The sequence below is a fragment of the Streptomyces sp. NPDC003284 genome (assembly GCF_053589675.1).
Map to the genome: position 1 here is coordinate 268,039 of NZ_JBSFSI010000006.1, position 24,183 is coordinate 292,221.

18 protein-coding genes are annotated in these 24,183 nt (G+C 72.3%); 9 read left to right on the plus strand and 9 right to left on the minus strand.

Annotated elements, in window-relative coordinates; genetic code table 11:
- Positions 1 to 35 precede the first annotated feature (35 nt).
- Entirely contained in the window at positions 36 to 1,565 is a 1,530-nt protein-coding gene (locus tag ACWDYF_RS16070) for a site-2 protease family protein (RefSeq protein ID WP_389464072.1), read from the minus strand.
- A gap of 176 nt (positions 1,566 to 1,741) precedes the next feature.
- Here ACWDYF_RS16070 and ACWDYF_RS16075 point away from each other — a divergent pair, with 176 nt between their 5' ends.
- The gene (locus ACWDYF_RS16075) at positions 1,742 to 2,788 is read left to right on the plus strand and encodes a RecB family exonuclease (RefSeq protein ID WP_389464070.1); all 1,047 of its coding nucleotides are present in this window, start codon (positions 1,742 to 1,744) and stop codon (positions 2,786 to 2,788) included.
- 49 nt (positions 2,789 to 2,837) lie between these two features.
- Complete coding sequence (locus ACWDYF_RS16080) at positions 2,838 to 3,509, plus strand: response regulator (RefSeq protein WP_018570356.1); 672 nt, start codon at positions 2,838 to 2,840, stop codon at positions 3,507 to 3,509.
- An 84-nt stretch (positions 3,510 to 3,593) separates the two neighbouring features.
- On the opposite strand, the gene ACWDYF_RS16085 is transcribed toward ACWDYF_RS16080, so the two are convergent.
- From ACWDYF_RS16085 to metH, 3 genes are all read right to left on the minus strand, one after another.
- Positions 3,594 to 5,201 (minus strand): ABC transporter substrate-binding protein, encoded by a 1,608-nt coding sequence (locus tag ACWDYF_RS16085; RefSeq protein ID WP_389464067.1) that lies wholly within the window; start codon positions 5,199 to 5,201, stop codon positions 3,594 to 3,596.
- 470 nt (positions 5,202 to 5,671) lie between these two features.
- Entirely contained in the window at positions 5,672 to 6,388 is a 717-nt protein-coding gene (locus ACWDYF_RS16090) for an HAD family hydrolase (protein WP_018570358.1), read from the minus strand.
- Positions 6,389 to 6,675: 287 nt separating this feature from the next.
- Entirely contained in the window at positions 6,676 to 10,212 is a 3,537-nt protein-coding gene (metH, locus tag ACWDYF_RS16095) for a methionine synthase (RefSeq protein ID WP_389464065.1), read from the minus strand.
- Positions 10,213 to 10,517: 305 nt separating this feature from the next.
- Between metH and ACWDYF_RS16100 the strand changes: the two genes are divergently transcribed.
- The 6 genes from ACWDYF_RS16100 to ACWDYF_RS16125 all read left to right on the plus strand — a co-directional run bounded on the left by ACWDYF_RS16100 (position 10,518) and on the right by ACWDYF_RS16125 (position 17,946).
- Complete coding sequence (locus ACWDYF_RS16100; protein WP_026252954.1) at positions 10,518 to 11,282, plus strand: IclR family transcriptional regulator; 765 nt, start codon at positions 10,518 to 10,520, stop codon at positions 11,280 to 11,282.
- A gap of 450 nt (positions 11,283 to 11,732) precedes the next feature.
- Positions 11,733 to 12,527 carry an MIP/aquaporin family protein gene (locus ACWDYF_RS16105; protein ID WP_018570361.1) on the plus strand — a complete coding sequence of 265 codons (795 nt, stop codon included), beginning with the start codon at positions 11,733 to 11,735 and terminating at the stop codon, positions 12,525 to 12,527.
- A gap of 95 nt (positions 12,528 to 12,622) precedes the next feature.
- On the plus strand, positions 12,623 to 14,161 hold the full coding sequence (gene glpK / locus ACWDYF_RS16110; RefSeq protein ID WP_018570362.1) for a glycerol kinase GlpK: 1,539 nt from the start codon (positions 12,623 to 12,625) through the stop codon (positions 14,159 to 14,161).
- Between the two features lie 18 nt (positions 14,162 to 14,179).
- Positions 14,180 to 15,793 (plus strand): glycerol-3-phosphate dehydrogenase/oxidase, encoded by a 1,614-nt coding sequence (locus ACWDYF_RS16115; protein ID WP_018570363.1) that lies wholly within the window; start codon positions 14,180 to 14,182, stop codon positions 15,791 to 15,793.
- 226 nt (positions 15,794 to 16,019) lie between these two features.
- Positions 16,020 to 16,691: a FadR/GntR family transcriptional regulator gene (locus ACWDYF_RS16120; RefSeq protein WP_381736999.1), complete on the plus strand. Its 672-nt coding sequence runs from the start codon at positions 16,020 to 16,022 to the stop codon at positions 16,689 to 16,691.
- Positions 16,692 to 16,881: 190 nt separating this feature from the next.
- On the plus strand, positions 16,882 to 17,946 hold the full coding sequence (locus tag ACWDYF_RS16125; protein ID WP_389464060.1) for a PAC2 family protein: 1,065 nt from the start codon (positions 16,882 to 16,884) through the stop codon (positions 17,944 to 17,946).
- 84 nt (positions 17,947 to 18,030) lie between these two features.
- Here ACWDYF_RS16125 and mshC read toward each other — a convergent pair whose 3' ends face one another.
- The 4 genes from mshC to ACWDYF_RS16145 form a co-directional block, all read right to left on the minus strand.
- Positions 18,031 to 19,260, minus strand: coding sequence for a cysteine--1-D-myo-inosityl 2-amino-2-deoxy-alpha-D-glucopyranoside ligase (gene mshC / locus ACWDYF_RS16130; protein WP_381736997.1), 1,230 nt, complete (start codon positions 19,258 to 19,260; stop codon positions 18,031 to 18,033).
- A 104-nt stretch (positions 19,261 to 19,364) separates the two neighbouring features.
- Positions 19,365 to 20,204, minus strand: coding sequence for an SCO1664 family protein (locus tag ACWDYF_RS16135; RefSeq protein ID WP_389464058.1), 840 nt, complete (start codon positions 20,202 to 20,204; stop codon positions 19,365 to 19,367).
- The gene (locus tag ACWDYF_RS16140) at positions 20,168 to 20,758 is read right to left on the minus strand and encodes a DUF3090 domain-containing protein (protein WP_018570368.1); all 591 of its coding nucleotides are present in this window, start codon (positions 20,756 to 20,758) and stop codon (positions 20,168 to 20,170) included. The genes ACWDYF_RS16135 and ACWDYF_RS16140 overlap by 37 nt, the downstream gene beginning before the upstream one ends.
- 99 nt (positions 20,759 to 20,857) lie before the next feature.
- Positions 20,858 to 21,544, minus strand: a complete 687-nt coding sequence (locus ACWDYF_RS16145) for a histidine phosphatase family protein (protein ID WP_018570369.1) — start codon at positions 21,542 to 21,544, stop codon at positions 20,858 to 20,860.
- Between the two features lie 61 nt (positions 21,545 to 21,605).
- On the opposite strand from ACWDYF_RS16145, the gene ACWDYF_RS16150 reads away from it, so the two are divergent.
- Positions 21,606 to 22,607 (plus strand): magnesium and cobalt transport protein CorA, encoded by a 1,002-nt coding sequence (locus ACWDYF_RS16150; protein ID WP_018570370.1) that lies wholly within the window; start codon positions 21,606 to 21,608, stop codon positions 22,605 to 22,607.
- Between the two features lie 351 nt (positions 22,608 to 22,958).
- On the opposite strand, the gene ACWDYF_RS16155 is transcribed toward ACWDYF_RS16150, so the two are convergent.
- Positions 22,959 to 24,014, minus strand: a complete 1,056-nt coding sequence (locus ACWDYF_RS16155; RefSeq protein ID WP_018570371.1) for an LLM class F420-dependent oxidoreductase — start codon at positions 24,012 to 24,014, stop codon at positions 22,959 to 22,961.
- Between the last annotated feature and the right edge of the window lie 169 nt (positions 24,015 to 24,183).

A 24,183-nucleotide genomic window follows, 5' to 3' on the forward strand; every position in this document is an offset into this window, starting at 1 on the left:
GAGGCCCGCCGACCACCGCTTCGGGAGAGCGGGACTCAGCTGGGGCGGGCCATGGCCTTCACGAAGGCGCGTTCGACGTCGGCGGCGGACAGCACCCCGTAGATCTCGCCGGTCTCCTCCACCACCAGGTACTCGGTGGCGGGGGTGGCGCGCAGCACGTCCAGCAGCTCCTCACCGGCCAGCTCGGCGGAGACGCGCATGCCGTCGGTGAGGTCCTGGGCGAGCGAGCTGGCGGCGACCCAGGGGCGGCGGTGCTCGGGTACGCCCGCGATGGCGGTCTCGCGGACCAGGGAGAGCGGTTCGCCGTGGCCGTCGACGACCACCAGGGCGCGGGCACCGGCCGCGTTGGCGCGGCGCAGCGCCTCGGCCAGGGAGGTGCTGGTCTCGACCGGGACGGCGCGGCGGGTCAGGGCGCGGGCGCGCAGCTCGGGCAGGTGTTCGCGCAGCCGGGCCATGCGCAGGCTGTTCCCGGCGCCGGTCCAGATGATCGCGGCGACGATCGCGGCGAGCAGGGCGTCGGTCACGGTGCCCAGGCCGACGCTGTCCTCGGCGGCGGTGCCGAGCGCGCCGGACTGGCTGAGCAGCGGCAGACCGATGAGGACGGAGACGGCCAGGGCGCGGCCGACCCAGGCGGCGGCGACGGTGCCGCTCATGGGGCGGCCGGTGATCTTCCAGACGACGGCGCGGAGCATCCGCCCGCCGTCCAGGGGCAGGCCGGGCAGCAGGTTGAAGGCGGCGACGATCAGGTTGGAGATCATCAGGGAGGCCAGCAGGACTCCCGGGACCGTGCCGCGCTCCACGGGCTGGAGGGCGAGGTAGAAGACGCCGGACAGGACCAGGGAGAGCAGGGGTCCGACGAAGGCGAGCACGAACTCGCGGCCGGGTGTCTCGGCCTCCTTCTCGATCTCGGAGACCCCGCCGAGGAACTGGAGCTGGATGCGGCGCACCGGGAGCTTGAAGCGCAGGGCGGCCACCGTGTGCGCCAGTTCGTGGACCAGTACGGAGCCGTAGAAGGCGACGGCGAAGAAAAGGGAGACCAGATAGCGGGCGGCGCCGAGCTGGGGCAGGACGCGGTCGAGCTGGCCGCCGAACACCCAGGTGATCAGCGCGGCGATCAGGAACCAGCTGGGCGCGACGTAGACGGGCACGCCGAAGGGGCGTCCCATGAGCAGTCCGCCGCCGGGTTCGCGGGGGCGCCTGGGCGGGGGCGGCGGGGTCCGGCCGGGGCCGGAGTGGGCGAGGGCACGGTCGGGGTGGGAGTCGTGGCCGGCCGGGGGCCGGGGCGTCCGGCCGGGACGGGTGCCGGGGCCGGTCGGGGGGCGGTCGCCCGCTGGAGCCGCGGCGTCCGGGTCCGTGCCGGGGCCGGGGGTGCCGCCGTGGTCCGGGGCGGGCGGGGGGCCGTCGGCCGGGTGCGCGGGGTCGCCGTGACCGGGGGCGGGCTGCTCCGCACGGGATCCGGGACGGGCGGGGCTGTCGTGGGGCGCCGGGCCGGCGGGTCCCGTGGGGGACTCGGCCGGCTCGTCGTTGCCGGAACGCGGCTGCCCGCTCCCGCCGCTCACGTCCACGGTGTCCCCTCGTTCGAAGCGCTGCTCCCCGCTCTGCCGGCCGGGAGGTCTCGGGTCGATGGTATGCGGCCGGGGCGAACGGTTCCGCCCGGCACCCCAGTGTCGTACCCGCCGTAACGCACTTCACCGGCCTGCGCCGGGGGTCACTGTCAGTGGCGGGCCGTAGGGTCTGTGGCATGGAGACGAGCACGCAGGCCGCAGCGGCGGACGCCACGGACGACGCGGGGGGCACCGGGACGTCCGGGGAGCCCGGGACGGCGGGCCCCGGCGCGGTCACGGGCGTGAACACGGACGCGAGCGTGGGCACGGACGCGGGTGCGGGTGCAGGTGCGGGCGTGGTGGCCGGGGAGCCGCCCCTGCGGGCCCCCGCGCCCCCTTCGTCGTTGTCGCCCTCGCGGGCCGGGGACTTCATGCAGTGCCCGTTGCTGTACCGCTTCCGGGTGATCGACCGGCTGCCGGAGAAGCCGAGCGAGGCCGCCACCCGGGGCACGCTGGTGCACGCGGTGCTGGAGCGGCTCTTCGACGCCCCGGCCGCCGAGCGGACCGCGCCGCGGGCCAAGGCGCTGGTGCCGGGGCAGTGGGACCGGCTGCGCCAGGCCCGTCCCGAGCTGGTGGAGCTGTTCGCCGACGACGCGGACGGCGAGCGGGCGGCCCGCTGGCTGGCCGAGGCGGAGCGGCTGGTGGAGCGCTGGTTCACGCTGGAGGACCCGACGCGCCTGGAGCCGGCCGAGCGGGAGCTGTTCGTCGAGGCGGAGCTGGACTCCGGGCTCAGGCTGCGCGGCATCATCGACCGGGTGGACGTGGCGCCCACCGGCGAGGTGCGCATCGTCGACTACAAGACGGGCAAGGCCCCGCGGCCGGAGTACGCCGAGGGCGCGCTGTTCCAGATGAAGTTCTACGCCCTGGTGGTGTGGCGGCTGAAGCAGGTGGTGCCGCGGCGGCTGCAACTGGTGTACCTGGGCAGCGGTGACGTGCTGACGTACGACCCGGTCATGGCGGATCTGGAGCGGGTGGAGCGCAAGCTGCTGGCGCTGTGGGAGGCGATCCGGCTGGCCACCGAGACCGGTGAGTGGCGGCCGCGCCCCACAAAGCTGTGCGGCTGGTGCGACCACCGCGAGCGCTGCCCCGAGTTCGGGGGCACTCCCCCGCCGTACCCGCTGCCCGTGGGCGGGACCGAGCCGCAGGTGCCCGCGCAGGTACAGGGCACAATGGGGCGGGACTAGGGTCTTTCGTTCGGATCAGAGGCCCTGGGGTCCAGCGAAGGAGACTTACGTGGCCATCCGCGTCCTACTGGTCGACGACCAGCCACTGCTGCGCACCGGGTTCCGGATGATCCTGGAGGCGGAGCAGGACATCGCGGTCGTGGGCGAGGCCGGGGACGGCCTCCAGGCCCTGGACCAGGTGCGTGCGCTACAGCCCGATGTGGTGCTGATGGACATCCGTATGCCGCGGATGGACGGGGTGGAGGCCACCCGGCAGATCACCGGCCCCGAGCGGGACGGCCCGGCGAAGGTGCTGGTGCTGACCACCTTCGACCTCGACGAGTACGTGGTGGAGGCGCTGCGCGCGGGCGCGAGCGGTTTCCTGCTGAAGGACGCGCCGGCCAATGAGCTGGTGCAGGCGATCCGGGTGGTGGCGGCCGGTGAGGCGATGCTGGCGCCGAGCATCACGCGCCGGCTGCTGGACAAGTACGCCACGCACCTGCCCTCCGGGGACGAGCCGGTGCCGGACACCCTGCACACCCTCACCGATCGTGAGGTGGAGGTGCTGAAGCTGGTGGCGCGCGGGCTGTCGAACGCGGAGATCGCCGCCGACCTGTTCGTGAGCGAGACGACGGTCAAGACCCACGTCGGGCATGTGCTGACCAAGCTGGGGCTGCGCGACCGGGTGCAGGCCGCGGTGTACGCCTACGAGAGCGGTCTGGTGCGGCCCGGCGCGCAGTGACCCGCGCGTCCCCCGTGCACATGACGGAGGCGCCCCTCCCGGCGGACCGGGCAGGGGCGCCTCCGTCGTGTGCGGCGCTGTGTGTCAGCCGCTCACACCGCGGCCGAGCTCCCACAGCCGCAGGGTGGCCGAGGAGTCGATGACGTAGGCGGCGCCGGTGATGTCGTCGCGGGTGGCGACGTACTGCTTGCCCTGCCACAGCGGCAGCAGCGGCACGTCCTTGGCCACGAGGTCCTGGATGGCGGTCAGGCTGGTGGAGGCGGCGAGCCGGTCGGCCTGGCGGCGGGACTCGGGGAGCAGGTTCTTGCGGATCTCGTTGCTGACGTACGGCGTGTTGAGGGTGTTGTCGGCGTCCAGGAACGGCGCGATGAAGCTGTCGGCGTCCGGGAAGTCGGGGAACCAGCCCATGCCGTAGACGTCGTACTGGCCCTTCTGGGACGTCGGGTGGAAGACCTTCCAGGGGGTGCCCTGGATGTCGACGTCGAACAGGCCGCTGGAGTTGAGCTGCTGCTGGAGCACCTCGAACTCCTTCTTGGTGGCCGGGCCGTAGTGGTCGGTCGTGTAGTGCATCGTGAACTTGACCGGGGTGGTGACGCCGGCCTTGTTCAGCAGCGACTTGGCCTTGCTGACGCTGGGGTCGCCGTACTTGTTGAAGAACGAGTTGGAGTGGCCGGTGATGGTCGCCGGGACCATCGAGTACAGCGCGTCGGCCTGGGTCCCGTAGACCTTGGCGACCAGGTCGCTGCGGTTGATCAGCTGGGCCATCGCCTGCCGTACGGCCTTGTCCTTCACGCTGGCGGCGTCGGTGTTGAAGGCGAGGAAGCGCACTTCGAGACCGGGCATCTCGACGAGGTCGATCTTGCTGTCGCCGGAGGCGTTGGAGAGCTTGCGGATCTGGTCCGGCGACATCGCACGGGTCATCAGGTCGATGTCGCCCTTGTCCAGGGCGGCGCCCATGGCGTCGGCGTCCGTGAAGCTTCGCAGCTCGACCTTGTCGTTGTTGACCTTCAACGTCCCCTGGTAGTGGGGGTTCTTGGTGAAGACGGCGTCGACGAGCTCGTTGTTCTTGACGTCGGCCTTCATGGTGTACGGACCGGAGCCGTCCACGCTGAAGCCGTCGCGCAGCTTGCCCTTGTCGTAGTCCTTGGGGTTGAGGATGCCCGCGACAGGGGTCGACAGCTTGAAGGGGAAGGTGGCGTCGGCCGTGTTGAGGTGGAAGACGACCTCGCGGTCGCCGCGGGTCTCCACGGTGTCGACGGTGGAGAGCAGGGCGAAGACGCCGTTCTCCGACTTGATGGTGCGGGCGCGGTCGACGGAGAACTTCACGTCGGCCGCGGTGACCGGGGTGCCGTCGGCGAACTTGAGGCCCTCGCGCAGCGTGCAGGCGTAGCGCTCGTTGCCGCTGTCGGTGAAGCCGCACTTCTCGGCGGCCTCGGGGACCGGCTGGCCGTCGCCCTTGGGCTGGATCATCAGGGTCTGCAACGTCTGGTGCAGCAGGTTCCAGGTGCCGATGTCATAGGCGTACGCCGGGTCCAGCGGCGCGGGGGCGTCCTTGGTGGCGGTGAACCGGTCCGTGGTGCCGATGACGATGGCGTCGCCGCTCTTGCCGCCGCTGTCGGAACCACCGCATGCGGCGAGCACCGGCGCGAGCAGTCCGACCACGGCCGGCAGCACCAAAGTCTTGCGGTTCATGCTCGAGTTTCTCCAGGGGCTGTCATGTCCGTGTACCCGGCATGCAGAGGGGGTGGTGCGGCCGATCACGGGGTGAGGACGATGGTCTCGCGACGAGACTAGTCCGCGCCCCGGACGCGGCCCGCCGCCCCCGGATCCGCTCCGCCATCACACAGCGGAACCGGCTGTCGACGGTGTGAAAACGCGCCACCGGAAGGATTCGTGCAGCCTTTCACCAATCGGGACACAAGGGCAGTCGGTTGAGGCCCGGCACGGGGGGCCCTGCACACCGGCGGACCACCGTCCACCCCGAGTCGCGTGACGAACGTCACATTGCCAACTCGGCCGACTGGTGCCGGAATTCAGCCATCCGGCGGGATTCCCCTTCATTCGCACACCCGTCACCAGGATTATCCCGTACGCCAGTACGGACCGGGACGATTCCGCCGCGGCGCCCGGCGGGGCCCGCCTGGCCCGCCCTGGCGTCCAGGTCAGCCCGTGCTCGGCGGCTGCGGGTACGTCATCAGCGACTGGAGGAACGGCAGGTCGACCTCTTCGAGCGAGCCGACGACGGTGCGGCGCGGGGCGGGGGCGATGGGCGCGACGGAGGGCACGGCGACCACCCGGCAGCCGGCCGCCTCCGCGGCGGCGACCCCGGTCGCGGTGTCCTCGACGACCGCGCATCGCGCCGGGTCCGCGCCCAGCCGGGAGGCGGCCAGCAGATACGGGTCGGGGTGCGGCTTGGTGCGCGCCACCTCGTCGCCGGCGACCGACAGGGCGAAGTGGTGGGGGCCGAGCGAGGCCAGGACGCGGTCGATGATGCGCCGGTGGGAGGCGGAGACCAGGGCGGTGGGGATCTCGTGCGCGGACAGCTCGGCCAGCAGCCGCGCGGCGCCCGGCATCAGCGGCAGGGCCCGGCCGATACGGTCCTCGAACCCCGCGTTGAGCAGCACGGTCACCTCGGCGAGGGTGACGGCGGCGCCGGTGGCCTCGATGAGGAAGCCGGCGCTGCGGGTCATGGGGCCGCCGACGACGACATGCCGCCATGCCTCGTCGAGGCGGTGGCCGAGCGCGGCGAAGACCTCGACCTCCACGTCCCACCAGAAGCCCTCGGTGTCCACCAGCGTGCCGTCCATGTCGAGGAGCACCGCCTGAAGGGCTGAGCCTTCGGCCGTACAGGTGCCGAGCGCGGGGACCGTACTGGTCATCCGGCATACCTCCTTGAGGGACGATCAGGCCGGTTCCCGCGCGGGAACCGGCCTGCAGTGGACCGACCAGTGTACGACGCGGACCGGGCGAATGCCCTGCGAACACCTCGCGCGGGCTTCGCGCACGCCTCGCGAGCGCTTCGCTCACCCCTCGCGCGGGCCTCGCAGCGGGGTCCCGCGCCCGTCGCCGGGGCCACGTGCGCCGGGCCCGCACGGTCCCCGCCGGGCGCACGCGGCCCCCGGGACCGGAGGCCGGTGCCCCTGTCCCGGGGGCCGCGGGAACCCGCTCAGCGGGCGTTGAAGTACTTCGCCTCCGGGTGGTGGATCACGATGGCGTCGGTGGACTGCTCCGGGTGGAGCTGGAACTCCTCGGAGAGGTGGACACCGATCCGCTCGGGCTCCAGCAGGGCGGCGATCTTCGCGCGGTCCTCCAGGTCGGGGCAGGCGCCGTAGCCGAGGGAGAAGCGGGCCCCGCGGTACTTCAGGGCGAACATGTCCTCCATGGCGTCCGGGTCCTCGCCGGCGAAGCCCAGCTCGGAGCGGACCCGGGCGTGCCAGTACTCGGCCAGGGCCTCGGCCAGCTGCACGGACAGGCCGTGCAGCTCCAGGTAGTCGCGGTAGGAGTCGGAGGCGAACAGCCGTGCGGTCTCCTCGCCGATCCGCGAGCCGACGGTGACGACCTGGAAGCCGATGACATCGGTCTCGCCCGACTCCTCCGGGCGGAAGAAGTCCGCCAGGCACAGCCGGCGGCCGCGGCGCTGGCGCGGGAAGGTGAAGCGGGTGCGCTCGTTGCCCCGCTCGTCCAGGACGATCAGGTCGTCGTCCTTGGACACACACGGGAAGTAGCCGTGGACGACGGCCGCCTCCAGGAGGTTGTCCGTCTGGAGCCGGTCGAGCAGCCCGCGCAGCCGGGGCCTGCCCTCGCTCTCCACCAGCTCCTCGTAGGTCGGCCCGTCGCCGGTGCGGGCCTGGCGCAGCCCCCACTGGCCCTTGAACAGCGCGCCCTCGTCCAGCCAGGACGCGTACTCCTTGAGCTGGATGCCCTTGCTGACCCGGGTGCCCCAGAACGGCGGCTCGGGCACCGGGTTGTCGGTGGCCACGTCGGAGCGGACGTGGCCCTCCTCCGGGCGCTCCTCGACCGCGGCGGCGGCCGGGCGGACCCGGCGCTGGCGCAGTTCGGGCAGCTTGGCGCCGGGGACGCCACGCTTGACGCCGATGAGGGCGTCCATCAGGCGCAGCCCCTCGAAGGCGTCGCGGGCGTAGCGGACCTCGCCCTCGTAGATCTCGTACAGGTCCTGTTCGACGTACGCCCTGGTCAGCGCGGCGCCGCCGAGGATGACCGGGTAGCTGGCGGCGAGGCCGCGGGCGTTCAGCTCCTCCAGGTTCTCCTTCATGATCACCGTGGACTTGACCAGCAGTCCGGACATGCCGATCACATCGGCCCGGTGCTCGTCGGCGGCCTCCAGGATGGCCGAGACGGGCTGCTTGATGCCCAGGTTGACGACGTTGTAGCCGTTGTTCGACAGGATGATGTCGACGAGGTTCTTGCCGATGTCGTGGACGTCGCCGCGGACGGTGGCGAGCACGATGGTGCCCTTGCCCGCCTCGTCGGTCTTCTCCATGTGCGGCTCCAGATGGGCCACCGCGGTCTTCATGACCTCGGCGGACTGGAGCACGAACGGCAGCTGCATCTGGCCGGAGCCGAACAGTTCGCCGACGACCTTCATGCCGTCCAGCAGGGTGTCGTTGACGATCTCCAGCGCCCTGCGGGTCTCCAGCGCCTCGTCGAGGTCGGCCTCCAGGCCGTTGCGCTCGCCGTCGATGATGCGCCGCTTGAGCCGTTCGTCCAGCGGCAGCGCGGCCAGTTCCTCGGCCTTGCCCGCCTTCAGGGACTTCGCGGTGGCGCCCTCGAACAGCTGCATGAGCTTCTGGAGCGGGTCGTAGCCCTCGCGGCGCCGGTCGTGGATCAGGTCGAGCGCCGTGGTGACCTGCTCCTCGTCGAACCGCGCGATCGGCAGGATCTTGGAGGCGTGCACGATCGCGGAGTCCAGGCCCGCCTTCACGCACTCGTCGAGGAAGACGGAGTTCAGCAGGATCCGGGCGGCCGGGTTCAGGCCGAAGGAGATGTTCGACAGGCCGAGCGTGGTCTGCACCTTGGGGCGGCGGCGCTTCAGCTCACGGATGCCCTCGATGGTGGCCAGGCCGTCCTTGCGGGACTCCTCCTGGCCGGTGCAGATCGTGAAGGTCAGACAGTCGACGAGGATGTCCTCCTCGCGGATGCCCCAGTTGCCGGTGAGGTCGTCGATCAGCCGCTCGGCGATCTCGACCTTCTTCTCGGGCGTACGCGCCTGGCCCTGCTCGTCGATGGTGAGCGCGACCAGCGCGGCACCGTGCTCGCCCGCCAGCTCGGCGACGCGGGCGAAGCGGGAGTCCGGCCCCGCGCCGTCCTCGTAGTTCACCGAGTTGATCACCGCGCGGCCGCCCAGCTTCTCCAGACCGGCCCGGATGACCTCGACCTCGGTGGAGTCCAGGACCAGCGGCAGGGTGGAGGCGGTGGCGAAGCGACCGGCCAGCTCCGCCATGTCGGCCACGCCGTCCCGGCCGACGTAGTCCACGCAGAGGTCGAGCATGTGCGCGCCCTCGCGGATCTGCTCGCGGGCCAGCTCGACGCAGTCGTCCCAGCGGGCCTCCAGCATGGCCTCGCGGAACTTCTTGGAGCCGTTGGCGTTCGTGCGCTCGCCGATGGCCAGGTACGAGGTGTCCTGCCGGAAGGGGACCGTCTGGTACAGGGAGGCGGCGCCCGGCTCGGGGCGCGGGTCGCGGGCGGTGGGGGTCAGACCGCGCACCCGCTCCACGACCCGGCGCAGGTGCTCGGGCGTGGTGCCGCAGCAGCCGCCGATGAGGGACAGGCCGTAGTCGCGGACGAAGTGCTCCTGCGCGTCCGCCAGCTCCGGAGCGGTCAGCGGGTAGTGCGCGCCGTCCTTGGTGAGGACCGGCAGACCGGCGTTCGGCATGCACGACAGGGGGATGCGCGCGTGCCGGGCGAGGTAGCGCAGGTGCTCGCTCATCTCGGCGGGGCCGGTGGCGCAGTTCAGGCCGATCATGTCGACGCCCAGCGGTTCCAGCGCGGTCAGCGCGGCGCCGATCTCCGAGCCCAGCAGCATGGTGCCGGTCGTCTCGACGGTCACCGAGACCACCAGCGGCACGTCGTAGCCCGCCGTCGCCATGGCCCGGCGGGCGGCGATCACCGACGCCTTGGTCTGGAGCAGGTCCTGTGTGGTCTCCACCAGCAGCGCGTCGGCGCCGCCGGCGAGCAGCCCCTCGGCGCTCTGCTGGTAGGCGTCGCGGATGGCGGCGAACGTCGTGTGGCCCAGGGTGGGCAGCTTGGTGCCCGGCCCCATGGAGCCGAGGACCCAGCGCTGCCGGCCGTCCCGGGCGGCGAACTCGTCCGCCGTCTCGCGGGCGATCCGGGCCCCGGCCTCGGACAGCTCGATGATCCGCTCGGGGATGTCGTACTCGCCCAGCGCCGTCAGGTTGGCGCCGAAGGTGTTGGTCTCCACGCAGTCCACACCGGCGTCGAAGTACGCGGCGTGGACCGAGCGGACGATGTCGGGGCGGGTGACGTTCAGGACCTCGTTGCAGCCCTCCAGCTGCTGGAAGTCGTCCAGCGAGGGCTCCTGGGCCTGGAGCATGGTGCCCATCGCTCCGTCGGCGACCACCACGCGGGCGGCGAGCGCTTCGCGGAGGGCGGACACCCGGGTCCGGCTGTCGGCGGAACCACCGGCGGAGGCGTCGGCGGAAGGGGTCGGCGGCAACGAGGCCATGAAGGGGCTCCCTGAAGGTGCGACGGCTGTCGGCTTTGCGTCTTCCCCGGCGGTCCCGGGCGGTCGGCCCAGGGCTCCCGGGAAGGGCGCACGCCGCAAGAGTAGCCGGGACCGGAGGCGGGCGGTCAGGGGCGTCCACCACACGGACGAGCATGTCACCGTTGCCGGGGCGGATGGCCGGTTGCGTAACAGCTGAGGGCCGCCCATTAGCGGAGAGTCGACAAGGACCGGTAGTGTTCGGCATTGCCGAACGGCGGCAGCACATCGCACGCCGGCGGTCGAAGGGGACGGAGGGCAGCACGGCGATGGCACGGAACATCCAGTCGCTCGAACGGGCCGCCGCGATGCTGCGGCTGCTCGCGGGCGGCGAGCGACGGCTCGGCCTGTCGGACATCGCCTCGTCGCTGGGCCTCGCCAAGGGCACCGCCCACGGCATCCTGCGCACCCTCCAGCAGGAGGGGTTCGTGGAGCAGGACGACGCCTCCGGGCGCTACCAGCTCGGCGCGGAGCTGCTGCGCCTGGGCACCACCTATCTGGACGTGCACGAACTGCGGGCGCGCGCCCTGGTGTGGACCGACGACCTGGCCCGCTCCAGCGGGGAGAGCGTCCACCTGGGCGTCCTGCACCAGCAGGGCGTGCTGATCGTGCACCACGTCTTCCGGCCGGACGACAGCCGGCAGGTCCTGGAGATCGGGGCCATGCAACCGCTGCACTCCACGGCCCTGGGCAAGGTCCTGTCGGCCTACGACCCGGTCGCGCACAGCGAGGCGCTGGAGACCGAGCGCCGGGCCTTCACGGACCGGACGGTGTGCACGGCCCCCGACTTCGAGCAGCTCCTCGACCTCACCCGCGCGCGCGGGTACGCGGCCGACGTGGAGGAGACCTGGGAGGGCGTGGCGTCCATCGCGGCGCCCATCCACGACCGGCGGCGGATGCCGGTGGGGGCGGTCGGCATCACCGGCGCCGTGGAGCGGGTCTGCCGGGACGGGGAGCTGCGCCCGGAGCTGATAGCGGCGGTGCGCGACTGCGCCCGCGCGGTCTCCCGGGACCTGGGCGCCGGACGGTTCTGAGCCGCCGCCCGCGCCCCGGCGACGCACTGTCGCCCCCTCTTCGCCCCTCCCCCCTCCCCCTTCCCCCTGCGCCTTTCCCCTTTCGCCCTTCCCCTTCCCCTTTCCGCGGCCCCGGGCCGCACCGGCCGGTACGCCCTCGCGTACCGGCCTTTCGCACGCCCGCGCGCGGGCGCCGTGCCGGGCCGCGCGGGGCAGCCGCGCCGGGCCGCGCGCGCCGGTGCGGACCGGGACGCCACGTAACGATCGTGCTTTGCGCAACAGACCTCTTGACGCCCGTCTGGGAGAGGGTGAGACTCGCGTCCACCGGTCGGCATTGTCGAACACCTTGCGGAAAAACGCGTTAGAGTGTGACAACGCCAAGGGCCGGCATCGCTCTCACCCCGAGGGCACCAGACCCCCGGAGGGACCCGGGGTTCGGCTTCCCCTGGACGAAGGACAAAGGAGTCGCGGGTGTCCAGCTCCGACATCTTCATCGGCGAGACCATCGGTACCGCCATACTCATCCTGCTCGGCGGCGGTGTCTGTGCCGCCGTCACCCTGAAGGCCTCCAAGGCCCGCAACGCCGGCTGGCTCGCCATCACCTTCGGGTGGGGCTTCGCGGTCATGACGGCCGCGTACATATCGGGTCCGCTCTCCGGCGCCCACCTCAACCCGGCCGTGACGCTCGCCCTCGCCATCAAGGACGGCGCGTGGACGAACGTGCCGACCTACCTCGCCGGTCAGCTGCTCGGCGCCATGATCGGCGCGGTGCTCGTCTGGGCCGCCTACTACGGCCAGTTCCAGGCGCACCTGACCGACAAGGAGATCGTCGGCGGTCCCGGCGCGCAGGCCACCACCGCCAAGGCCGTCGAGGCGCAGGAGAAGGGCGCAGGCCCCGTGCTCGGTGTCTTCTCCACCGGCCCGGAGATCCGCAACGTGGTGCAGAACCTCGCCACGGAGATCATCGGCACCTTCGTGCTGATCCTCGCGATCCTCACCCAGGGCCTGAACGACAAGGGCAACGGCCTCGGTGTCGTCGGCGCCCTGATCACCGGCTTCGTGGTCGTCTCCATCGGCCTCTCGCTCGGCGGTCCCACCGGCTACGCGATCAACCCGGTCCGCGACCTCGGCCCGCGCATCGTGCACGCCCTCCTCCCGCTGCCCAACAAGGGCGGCTCGGACTGGGGCTACGCCTGGATCCCGGTGGTCGGCCCGCTGGTCGGCGCGGCCATCGCCGCCGGTGTCTACAACGTCGCCTTCGCCTGACGAGCGGCGCGCCCGTCCCCCGGGCGGCGCGCGCCGAGCCGCACCGCACGCGCCGTACGCGCAGCCCCACTGACCACGGACCTCAGGAGCAGACAGTGACCGACGCCCACACCGCCGGACCCTTCATCGCCGCCATCGACCAGGGCACGACCTCGTCCCGCTGCATCGTCTTCGACCGGGACGGCCGGATCGTCTCCGTCGACCAGAAGGAACACGAGCAGATCTTCCCCAAGCCGGGCTGGGTCGAGCACGACGCCGCCGAGATCTGGACCAACGTCCAGGAGGTCGTCGCCGGAGCCGTCGAGAAGGCCGGCATCACCCGCGACGACATCAAGGCCATCGGCATCACCAACCAGCGCGAGACCACCGTGCTGTGGGACAAGAACACCGGTGAGCCCGTCCACAACGCCATCGTCTGGCAGGACACCCGCACCGACGCCCTCTGCCGCGAGCTGGGCCGCAATGTCGGACAGGACCGCTTCCGCCGCGAGACCGGCCTGCCGCTGGCCTCCTACTTCGCCGGGCCCAAGGCCCGCTGGCTGCTCGACAACGTCGAGGGCCTGCGCGAGCGCGCCGAGGCGGGCGACATCCTCTTCGGCACCATGGACACCTGGGTCATCTGGAACCTGACCGGTGGTGCCGAGGGCGGCAAGCACGTCACCGACGTCACCAACGCCTCCCGCACCCTGCTGATGAACCTGCACAGGATGGAGTGGGACCCGAAGATCGCCGAGTCCATCGGCGTCCCGACCGAGATCCTGCCCGAGATCCGCTCCTCCGCCGAGGTCTACGGCGAGGTCAAGGGCGGCCGCCTGGGCGAGCTGCTCGGCGGGATCCCGGTCGCCTCCGCGCTCGGCGACCAGCAGGCCGCGCTGTTCGGCCAGACCTGTTTCGCCGAGGGCGAGACCAAGTCGACGTACGGCACCGGCACCTTCATGGTGATGAACACCGGTGACAAGATCATCAACTCCTACAGCGGGCTGCTGACCACGGTCGGCTACCAGATCGGCGACCAGAAGCCGGTCTACGCGCTGGAGGGCTCGATCGCCGTCACCGGCTCCCTGGTGCAGTGGATGCGCGACCAGATGGGCCTGATCTCCACCGCCGCCGAGATCGAGACGCTGGCGCTCTCGGTCGAGGACAACGGCGGCGCCTACTTCGTGCCGGCCTTCTCCGGCCTGTTCGCCCCGTACTGGCGCTCCGACGCCCGCGGTGTGATCGCCGGTCTGACCCGGTACGTCACCAAGGCGCACCTCGCGCGCGCCGTCCTGGAGGCCACCGCCTGGCAGACGCGGGAGATCGCCGACGCCATGACCAAGGACTCCGGCGTCGAGCTGGCCGCGCTGAAGGTCGACGGCGGCATGACCTCCAACAACCTGCTGATGCAGACGCTCTCGGACTTCCTGGACGCCCCCGTGGTGCGCCCGATGGTCGCCGAGACCACCTGCCTCGGCGCCGCCTACGCCGCCGGTCTCGCCGTCGGCTTCTGGGCCTCCACCGACGACCTGCGCCAGAACTGGCGCCGGGCCGCCGAGTGGACCCCCCGCATGGACGCGGAGACCCGCGACCGTGAGTACAAGAGCTGGCTCAAGGCCGTCGAGCGGACCATGGGCTGGATCGCCGAAGAAAGCTGACGAGGAGTAAGAACCACCATGACCAGTCAGTCCACCCTGTCCGTGCCTGCCCTCGGGACGCACCCGGCCTCCGGCTCGAACCCGAGCCGGGCCGAGACCCGGGAGCAGCTCTCCAAGGCGACGTACGACCTCCTCGTGATCGGCGGCGGCATCCTGGGCATCTCCACCGCCTGGCACGCCGCGCAGTCCGGACTCAGGGTGGCCCTGGTCGACGCCGGCGACTGGGCCGGCGCCACCTCCTCCGCCTCCTCCAAGCTGCTCCACGGCGGTCTGCGCTATCTGCAGACCGGCGCGGTGAAGCTGGTGGCGGAGAACCACTTCGAGCGCCGTGCGGTCTCCCGCCAGGTGGCCCCCCACCTGGCGAACCCGCTCACCTTCTACCTCCCCGTGTACAAGGGCGGGCCGCACGGCGCGGCGAAGCTCGGGGCGGGCGTCTTCGCCTACTCCGCGCTCTCCGCGTTCGGTGACGGCGTGGGCCACCTGCTCAGCCCGGCCAAGGCCGCGCAGGACGTGCCCGAGCTGCGCACCGAGAACCTCAAGGCCGTGGCCGTCTACGGCGACGACCAGATGAACGACGCGCGCATGGCGCTGATGACGGTCCGCGCGGCCGTCGAGGCGGGCGCGGTCGTCCTCAACCACGCCGAGGTCACCGGGCTGCGCTTCACCAAGGGCCGGGTCACCGGCGCCGAGCTGAAGGACCGGCTGTCCGGCGACGAGTTCGGCGTGGACGCCCGGCTGGTGCTGAACGCCACCGGTCCGTGGGTCGACCACCTGCGCAGGCTGGAGGACCCGAACGCGGCGCCCTCCATCCGGCTGTCCAAGGGCGCGCACCTGGTCCTCAAGCGCACCGCGCCCTGGAAGGCCGCGCTGGCCACGCCCATCGACAAGTACCGCATCACCTTCGCCCTCCCCTGGGAGGACATGCTGCTGCTGGGCACCACCGACGAGGAGTACGAGGGCGACCCGGCCGATGTCGCGGTCAACGACAAGGACGTCGCCCAGATACTCGACGAGGCCGCGTTCTCCATCCGCGACCAGCAGCTCGACCGCGATCTGATCACCTACGCCTTCGCGGGCCTGCGGGTGCTGCCCGGCGGCCCCGGCAACACCGCCAAGGCCAAGCGCGAGACGGTCGTGACCGAGGGCAGGGGCGGCATGCTGTCCGTGGCCGGCGGCAAGTGGACCACGTTCCGGCACATCGGCCGCACCGTGATGAAGAAGCTGGAGTCACTGCCGGGCCACCCGCTGGGCGACGACTTCGAGCCGATCTCGGCGCTGCCGAAGAAGCTGCCGCTGCCGGGCATCGCCAACCCCCGCGCGGTCGCGCACCGGCTGCTGGTGGACCGGCCGGCGCCCGGCCCGCGCATGGCCGCCGACACCGCCCGGCACCTGGCCACGCACTACGGCTCGCTGGCCCTGGACATCGCCCGGCTGGCCAACGAGAACCCGGAGCTGGGCGAGCGGGTCCACCCGGACGCCCCGGAGATCTGGGCGCAGGTCGTGTGGGCCCGTGACCAGGAGTGGGCCGAGACGCCCGACGACGTGCTGCGCCGCCGTACGACGCTGACGATCCGCGGCCTGGCCACGGACGAGGTCCGCGCGAAGGTGCAGGACGTGCTCGACAAGAAGTAATCCGCACGGCGGTGGGGGCGGTTCCGCGGCTGCGGGGCCGCCCCCACCGGCTGTCCGGGGCCGCCCCGGGCTCCGTGCGGGAAGGCCGTCCCGGGCTCCGTGCGCGAGGGGTGTCCGGGGCTTCGTAGCGGAGCGCGGGACCGGGCGGCGGGCCGGGAGCGGTGCGGCGGCCCGGCCGCATAATGGCCGCCGAGACATCCCATGTCTGACGGAGCGGAGACCGAGCATGGCAGTGACCGACGAGGCGATCGAGAAGATCAAGGCGATGATCGTCTCCGGTGCGCTGCGGCCCGGTGACCGGCTGCCCAGGGAGAGCGAACTCGCCGCCGGACTGGGGCTGTCGCGCAACTCCCTGCGGGAGGCGGTGCGCGCGCTGTCGCTGATGCGGATCCTGGACGTGCGCCAGGGCGACGGCACGTATGTGAGCAGTCTGGATCCGCAACTCCTGCTGGAGGCGCTGAGTTTTGTCGTCGACTTCCACCGCGACGACACCGTGCTGGAGTTCCTGGCGGTGCGCCGCATCCTGGAGCCGGCCGCGACCGCGCTGGCGGCCGCCCGCCTCGACGAGCGGTGTCTGGACGCCCTGGAGGCGCGGCTGGACTCGCTGGGCCCGGCCCCTTCGGTGGAGGAACTGGTCTCAGCGGACCTGGAGTTCCACCGGGCCATCGTGTCCGGCTCGGGCAACTCGGTGCTCTGCTCCCTGCTCGACGGGCTGTCCGGGCCCACCACGCGGGCCCGGGTCTGGCGCGGGCTGACCCAGGAGGACGCCGTGGGCCGCACGTTGCGCGAGCACCGGGCGATCCTCGGCGCGCTGCGCGACCGGGACGCGGAGGCGGCCCGTTCATGGGCGACGGTGCACATCGCGAGCGTCGAGCACTGGCTGCGCTCGGCGCTGTGACAGCGGTCAGCCCTCGGATGTGTGGGGCTCGCCGGGGGTCCGGCGGGGGGCAGCGGCGATCATGGGTGTTCGAGTGTCTCGGACGGGGCAGTGATGCGTTCACTCCCCCGTGCAAGGGGGTCGCGGTCGCCCCCGTCGCACGCCGTAAGGTTGGTGGGTCAAGCGAGGGCACGTCGGAAGGAGGCGCTGGGTGATCGAGCTCGAGGGGGTACCCGAGCTGATCGACCCGGTCATGGTGGCCGCGTTCGAGGGCTGGAACGATGCCGGCGACGCCGCCTCCACCGCGGTCGCGCATCTGGAGAAGGAGTGGAAGGGCGAGGTGTTCGCGGCGCTGGACGCCGAGGACTACTACGACTTCCAGGTGAACCGCCCCACGGTCTTCATGGACGGCGGTGTGCGTAAGATCACTTGGCCGACGACGAGACTGTCGGTGGTGCGCATCGGCGGGGACAAACCGCGCGATCTGGTCCTGGTGCGCGGGATCGAACCGTCCATGCGCTGGCGCTCGTTCTGCAACGAACTGCTCGGTTTCGCGCACGAGCTGGGGGTGGAGCTGGTGGTGATCCTGGGCGCCCTGCTCGGCGACACCCCGCACACCCGCCCGGTGCCGATCAGCGGGACGACCTCCGACGCCGACCTGGCCCGCCGGATGGACCTGGAGGAGACCAAGTACGAGGGCCCGACGGGCATCGTGGGCGTCCTCCAGGAGGCGTGCACGCACGCGGGCGTCCCGGCGGTCTCGCTGTGGGCGGCGGTGCCGCACTACGTGTCGCAGCCGCCCAACCCGAAGGCCACGCTGGCGCTGCTGAACCGCCTGGAGGACCTGCTCGACCTGCGGATCCCGCTGGGCGAGCTGGCCGAGGACGCACGGGCCTGGCAGGTGGGCGTGGACCAGCTGGCCGCCGAGGACACCGAGGTCGCCGAGTACGTGCAGACGCTGGAGGAGGCCCGGGACACCGCCGAGCTGCCGGAGGCGTCGGGCGAGGCCATCGCCCGCGAGTTCGAGCGGTATCTGCGGCGCCGGGACGGCGGTGGACCCTCCTCCGGCGGGCATGCCACGACGGACGGCGGCGAGGGCGGCTCGTTCCTGCGGGACGGCCCCGGCGGGCGCACCCGGCCGCCGAAGCCCCAGCGGCCCGAGGCGGAGACCGACGAGCCCGAGGCGGAGACCGACGGGAGCGACGGTGACGACGGCGGCGCCGTCGGCCGGGACGGCGGCGACGGCGGCCCGGGGGACGACGCTCCGAAGGACTGAGCGGCCCGGAGCCGGGGACGGACGGATCGGGGGCGGTGCGCGGATCGCGCACCGCCCCCGATCGCCGTCAGGGAACCGGCCGGGTCAGACGGCCACGCCCAGCAGGGCGTCCACGGCCCGCGAGACCAGACCGGGCGCGCCGGTGTCGGTGCCGCCCCGCTCCTGCTGGAGCGCGGCCCAGCGGTCGACAGCGGCGAGCGCGGCCGGGGAGTCCAGGTCGGCGGCGAGGGCGTCGCGGATCTCCTCCACCAGCGCGTCGGCGGACGGGCCGTCGGGCCGGGAGACGGCCGCGCGCCAGCGGTCCAGCCGCGCCACGGCGTCCGCGAGCACCTGGTCGGTCCACTCCCAGTCGGAGCGGTAGTGGTGGGCGAGCAGCGCGAGCCGGATGGCGGCCGGGTCCACGCCGTCGCGGCGCAGCCGGGACACGAAGACCAGGTTGCCCTTGGACTTGGACATCTTCTCGCCGTTCAGCGCGACCATGCCCGCGTGCACGTACGCCTTGGCCATCGGGAACTCGCCGGTGAGCACCTGGGCGTGCGAGGCGCCCATCTCGTGGTGCGGGAAGACGAGGTCGGAGCCGCCGCCCTGGACGTCGAAGCCCATGCCGAGGTGGTCGAGGGCGATGGCCACGCACTCGATGTGCCAGCCGGGCCGGCCGCGGCCCAGGGAGGCGCCGTCCCAGCTCGGTTCGCCGTCCCTGGCCGCCATCCACAGCATCGGGTCGAGCGGGTTCTTCTTGCCGGGGCGGTCGGGGTCGCCGCCGCGCTCGGCGGACAGCAGCCGCATCGCGGCGGCGTCGAGGTGCGAGACCTCGCCGAAGTGGGGGTCGGACTCGACGGAGAAGTAGACGTCGCCGTCGAGTTCGTAGGCGGCGCCCAGGTCACGCAGGCGCTCCACCAGCGGGACGATGCCGGGTATCGCCTCCACGGCGCCTATGTAGTGGCGCGGCGGCAGCATCCGCAGAGCGGTCATGTCCTCGCGGAACAGCGCCGTCTCCTGCTCGGCCAGCTTCACCCAGTCGACGTCGTCGCGCTGCGCCCGCTCCAGCAGCGGATCGTCGACATCGGTCACGTTCTGGACGTAGTGGACCTGGCGCTTGGTGTCGAGCCACACGCGCTGGACGAGGTCGAACGCGTTGTAGGTCGCCGCGTGCCCCATGTGGGTGGCGTCGTACGGCGTGATGCCGCAGACGTAGATACGGGCGACGGGACCGGGGTCGAGGGTCACCGGGCCCCCGGTCGCGGTGTCGTGGATCCTCAGGTCGCGGCCCTGACCAGGCAGGGCGGGGACCTCGGAAGCGGGCCAGGCATGCATGTCATGAGCGTAACCGGACCGCGGTCCCGTCTACGAACCGGACCGCGCAGATGACCGGTAAGGCGTTCTTGCGCGATCACGGCGGGTGTGCTGCCGCGCCGCCGCTACACCGGTGGCCAGGGGATCGCCGGCCACTCCCCCGTCGGCTCGGGGTGGACACCGGAGGCGAGGAGGGCGTCCACGCGCGCGCGTGCGGCCCCGATCTCCGCCGGGGTGATGAGGGCGGCCAGCCGGGTGGCGAGGGTGCCGCCGTCGCCCAGGGCGTCCCTGAGGCCCTTGAGGACGCCCAGGGCCTCCTGCGGCAGGGGCTCGCCGGCCCAGCCCCACAGGAGGGTGCGCAGCTTGTTCTCGGTGTGGAAGGTGACGCCGTGGTCGATGCCGTAGAGACGGCCGTCCGGGGCGGGCAGCAGATGGCCGCCCTTGCGGTCGGCGTTGTTGATCACCGCGTCCAGCACGGACAGCCGCCGCAGCCGCTCGTCGTCGGCGTGCACCAGGAGCGCGGTGCGGTCCTCGCCGACCTCGGCGAAGCCGATCGCCTTCCAGCCGGGCCCCGGCTCCTCGGCGTCCAGCAGAGCGAGCAGTTCGGTGCCGGGGCCCTCCTCCTGGGCCTCGATCCACAGCTGGACCATGCCCTCGCCGTAGGGGCCCTCGCGCAGCACGGTCGGCGGCACCAGGTGCCAGCCGGTCGCCTCGGAGACCTCGTAGGCGGCCACCTCGCGGCCGGCCAGGGTGCCGTCGGGGAAGTCCCACAGCGGGCGCTCCCCGGCGACCGGCTTGTAGACGCAGGACGCCTCCCGGCCGTCGTACGCGACGGTGCACAGCAGCGCCGCGTTGGAGGCCTCACGGATACGGCCGCGCACGGTCAGCTCGCCGCGGGCGAGCAGTTCGGCGGACGCCGCGTGCGGCGTCACGCCCCGCGGCGGTATCCGTTCTGGCGCGGACATACGTGTCCTTCCGGGTCGAGCGGGAGGCTGCACAGCGGGCACGGCGGCCGCCCGGCGTTGACGACGTCGAGTGCGCGCTTGGCGAACGCCCTCGCCTGGATGCCGGTGAGCCGGACCCGCAGCATCGGGGGGCCGTTCTCCTCGTCCTGGAGCAGCCGTTCCTCGGCCTCGGCGAGGTCCTCCTCGGACTCGGCGTCGAGTTCGACGAGGGCCTGGGCCTCGACGACCATGCGCTCTTCCTCGCCGTCCCAGGCGAGTGCCATGGTGCCGACCCGGAACTCCTCCTCGACGGGGGTGTCCAGCGGGCCGGTGTCGGCGATCTCGGTGGGGGCCATCGCGGGCACGGCGGCGTTGCCGCCGCTGCGGCGCACCACCTCGTCGAGCAGTTCGTCCATGCGTTCGGCGAGCGCCGCGACCTGGGTCTTCTCCAGGGCCACGCTGGTCACCCGGGAGCCTGCGGTGGCCTGGAGGAAGAACGTACGGCGTCCGGGCAGCCCGACCGTGCCGGCCACGAAACGGTCCGGGGGGTCGTAGAGGAACACCTGACGGGACACGTCCTGTCTCCATGGGGATCGGGAGAAACGGGGGAAACGACGGCAAAAGACGGAGGGGGTGGGGCTACGGCGACCGCTTCACCCTACTGCGGGCGACGATCACGGTGCGCCCGCGCCGCCCCCGACCGGTGCGTCGCCGCCGGCGCTCTCCTCGCGCGGGGCGAGGGAGGCGAGGTCGCCGGTGTCGCCGAGGCGCACCAGGAAGGGCCGCAGCCTGGTGTAGCGGATCGCGGTGACCGAGCAGGGCTCGACGGAGATCCGCTGGAAGAGGTCGAGGTGGAGGCCGAGCGCCTCGGCGACCAGGGACTTGATGATGTCGCCGTGGGAGCACATCAGGTAGACGGCGTCGGGGCCGTGGTCGCGCTCCACGCGCGCGTTCCACTCGCGTACCGCCTCGGCGGCGCGGGTCTGCATGGCGCGCAGGGACTCGCCGCCGGGGAAGGCGGCGGCGGAGGGGTGTGCCTGGACGACTTCCATCAGCGGCTCGTCCTTGAGTTCGGCGAGCTTGCGGCCGGACCAGTCGCCGTAGTGGCACTCCCCGATCCGCTCGTCGGTGTGCGCGCCCAGGCCGGGCCGGGCGTCCAGGAGGGGCTGTACGGTCTCCTGGCAGCGCTGCAACGGGCTGGTGACCACCTCGGCGAGCGGCAGCGCGGCGAGCCGGCCGGGCAGCGCGGCGGCCTGTGCGGCACCGCGTTCGTCGAGGGCGACGCCGGGCGTCCAGCCGGCGAGCAGTCCCGCGGTGTTGGCGGTGGAACGTCCGTGCCTGACGAGGATCAGCGTGGGCATGCGGCCAGGGTAGGGGTATACGCGGCTCCGGCGTCGGCCGGACGAAAGGGGAACACGCTCAGTGATCGTCGACTGTGGCATCTACCGTGGCGGGCACCGCACGGAGGGCCCGGAGGACTTCTCCGACGCCCTGGCCGAGGCACGGGCGGCCGGGGGGTTCGTGTGGGTGGGACTGCATGAGCCGACCGAGCAGGAGTTCGACCTGGTCACCGAGGAGTTCAGCCTGCATCCGCTGGCGGTCGAGGACGCCCTGAAGGCGCACCAGCGGCCCAAGCTGGAGGTCTACGACGACTCACTGTTCGCGGTCCTCAAGCCCGTGGGGTACGAGCCGCAGAGCGACGAGGTGTCGGCCGGCGAGATCATGATCTTCCTGGGCGACTCGTTCGTCGTCACCGTGCGTCACGGCGAGAGCGACGGACTGGCCGTCGTACGGCACCGGCTGGAACAGGAGCCGGAGATGCTCGGCAAGGGTCCGACCGCCGTGCTGTACGCGATCGCCGACGCGACCGTCGACCACTATCTGGACGTGGCGACCGAGTTGCAGACCGACCTGGAGGAGCTGGAGGCGGAGGTCTTCTCCCCCGACCGGGGCGGCTCGCGGCACACCGCTTCCCGCATCTACAACTTCAAGCGGCAGATCACCGAGTTCCGGCGCGCGACGGGCCCGCTCGCGGTGCCCATGGCGCGCCTGGGCGGGACCGGGGTGGGCGCGTTCACCGCGACCGTCCCGTTCGTGGACGACTCGGCGCACCCCTTCTTCCGGGACGTCAGCGACCACCTGACCCGGGTGAACGAGTCTGTGGAGGGCCTGGACCGGCTCGTCTCGGACATCCTCTCCGCCCATCTGGCACAGACCAGCGTCCAGCAGAACGACGACATGCGGAAGATCTCCGCGTGGGCGGCCATGGCCGCGATCCCGACGATGATCGCCGGGATCTACGGCATGAACTTCGACCACATGCCCGAACTGCACTGGATCTGGTCGTACCCGGCGGTGATCGGGCTGATGGCCGTCCTGGAGGTGCTGCTGTACCGGCAGTTCAAGCGGCGGGACTGGCTGTGAGGACGGCGGATCCGGGCGGCCTCGGTGCCGCACCGCTGCACCGCCGGACCACCGCACCGACGCTGAGGGCGCGTCGGGTGCGTCGAGTGCGTCGGACGCGGTCGCCCGGGTGGCGCGACACGCGCGGGGCGGGTCGCGCCGGAGGACGCGGCGCACGCCCGGCGCGCGGGCCGTAACCCCACGGGCTCCGGCGCGTTGTTCTTGGTGACGGCCGTGGCGGGGAGGACCCCCGAGCCCTCACCGCGGCCGTGAGACGTCCCGGGAGGGCGGGTGCGCGTCCGGCGCACCCGCCCTCTTCGCATGGTCCGCGTCTTCGCACGGTCCGCGTCGCGGTCCGGTGTCACGCCGGTGTCACGCCAGTCCGGCGCGCTCCAGGGCCGCGGTGCCGGCGCGCAGCGAGGCCAGGCGCTCGTCGCGGGTGAAGCCCGCCGGGGCGAGGGTGAGGGTGGTGACACCGGCCGCCGCGTACGCCTTCATCCGGTCCGCGATCCGGTCGACGGAGCCGAGCAGCGTGGTCTGGTCGATCAACCGCTCCGGCACGGCGGCCGCGGCGCCCTGCTTGTCGCCGGACAGGTACTTGTCCTGGATCTCGGCGGCTTCCTTCTCGTAGCCCATGCGTCCGGCGAGCTGGTTGTAGAAGTTCTGCTTGCGGCTGCCCATGCCGCCGACGTACAGCGCCGTGTACGGGCGGAAGGTGTCGGCGAGCGCGGACACGTCCTTGTCGTCGCCGAGCGCGAGAGGCACGGTCGGGCAGACGTCGAAGCCGTCCATCGTCAGCCCGGCCTTCTCCCGTCCGGCCCGCAGCGGGCGGATCGCCGTCTCCTCCAGGTGGTCGGCGGAGGGGAAGATGAGCAGCGCGCCGTCGGCGATCTCGCCGGTCTGCTCCAGGTTCTTCGGGCCGATGGCGGCGATGTAGAGCGGGATGTGCTCGCGCTGCGGATGCACGGTCAGCTTGATCGGCTTGCCGGGGCCGCCGGGCAGCGGCAGCGTCCAGTGCTCGCCGTCGTGGGTCAGCCGCTCGCGGGTCATGGCCTTGCGGACGATCTCGACGTACTCGCGGGTGCGGGCGAGCGGCTTGTCGAACTTGACGCCGTACCAGCCCTCGGAGACCTGCGGTCCCGAGACGCCGAGGCCGAGCCGGAACCGGCCGCCGGACAGCGAGTCCAGCGTGGCGGCGGTCATCGCCGTCATCGCGGGCTGCCGGGCGGGGATCTGGAAGATGGCCGAGCCGACGTCGATGCGTTCGGTCTGCGCCGCGACCCAGGTGAGGACGGTGGCCGCGTCGGAGCCGTAGGCCTCGGCCGCCCAGCACACGTCGTAGCCGAGGCGGTCCGCCTCCTGGGCCACGGCCAGGTTGTCCGCGTCCATGCCGGCACCCCAGTAGCCGAGGTTGATCCCGAGCCGCATGCCCAATCCCCTTACCGATGAGTAACGTGCGTGTGCGCACGACCCTAGCGCGAGGCCGGTGGATCCGGCAGGCCGCGGACGGTGTGACGGCGGCCTCGTCCGGGGCCCGCGCCGGGGACGCGACCGGTCGTCCACAGGTCGCCACCGGGGCGGATCCGGTTGTCCACAG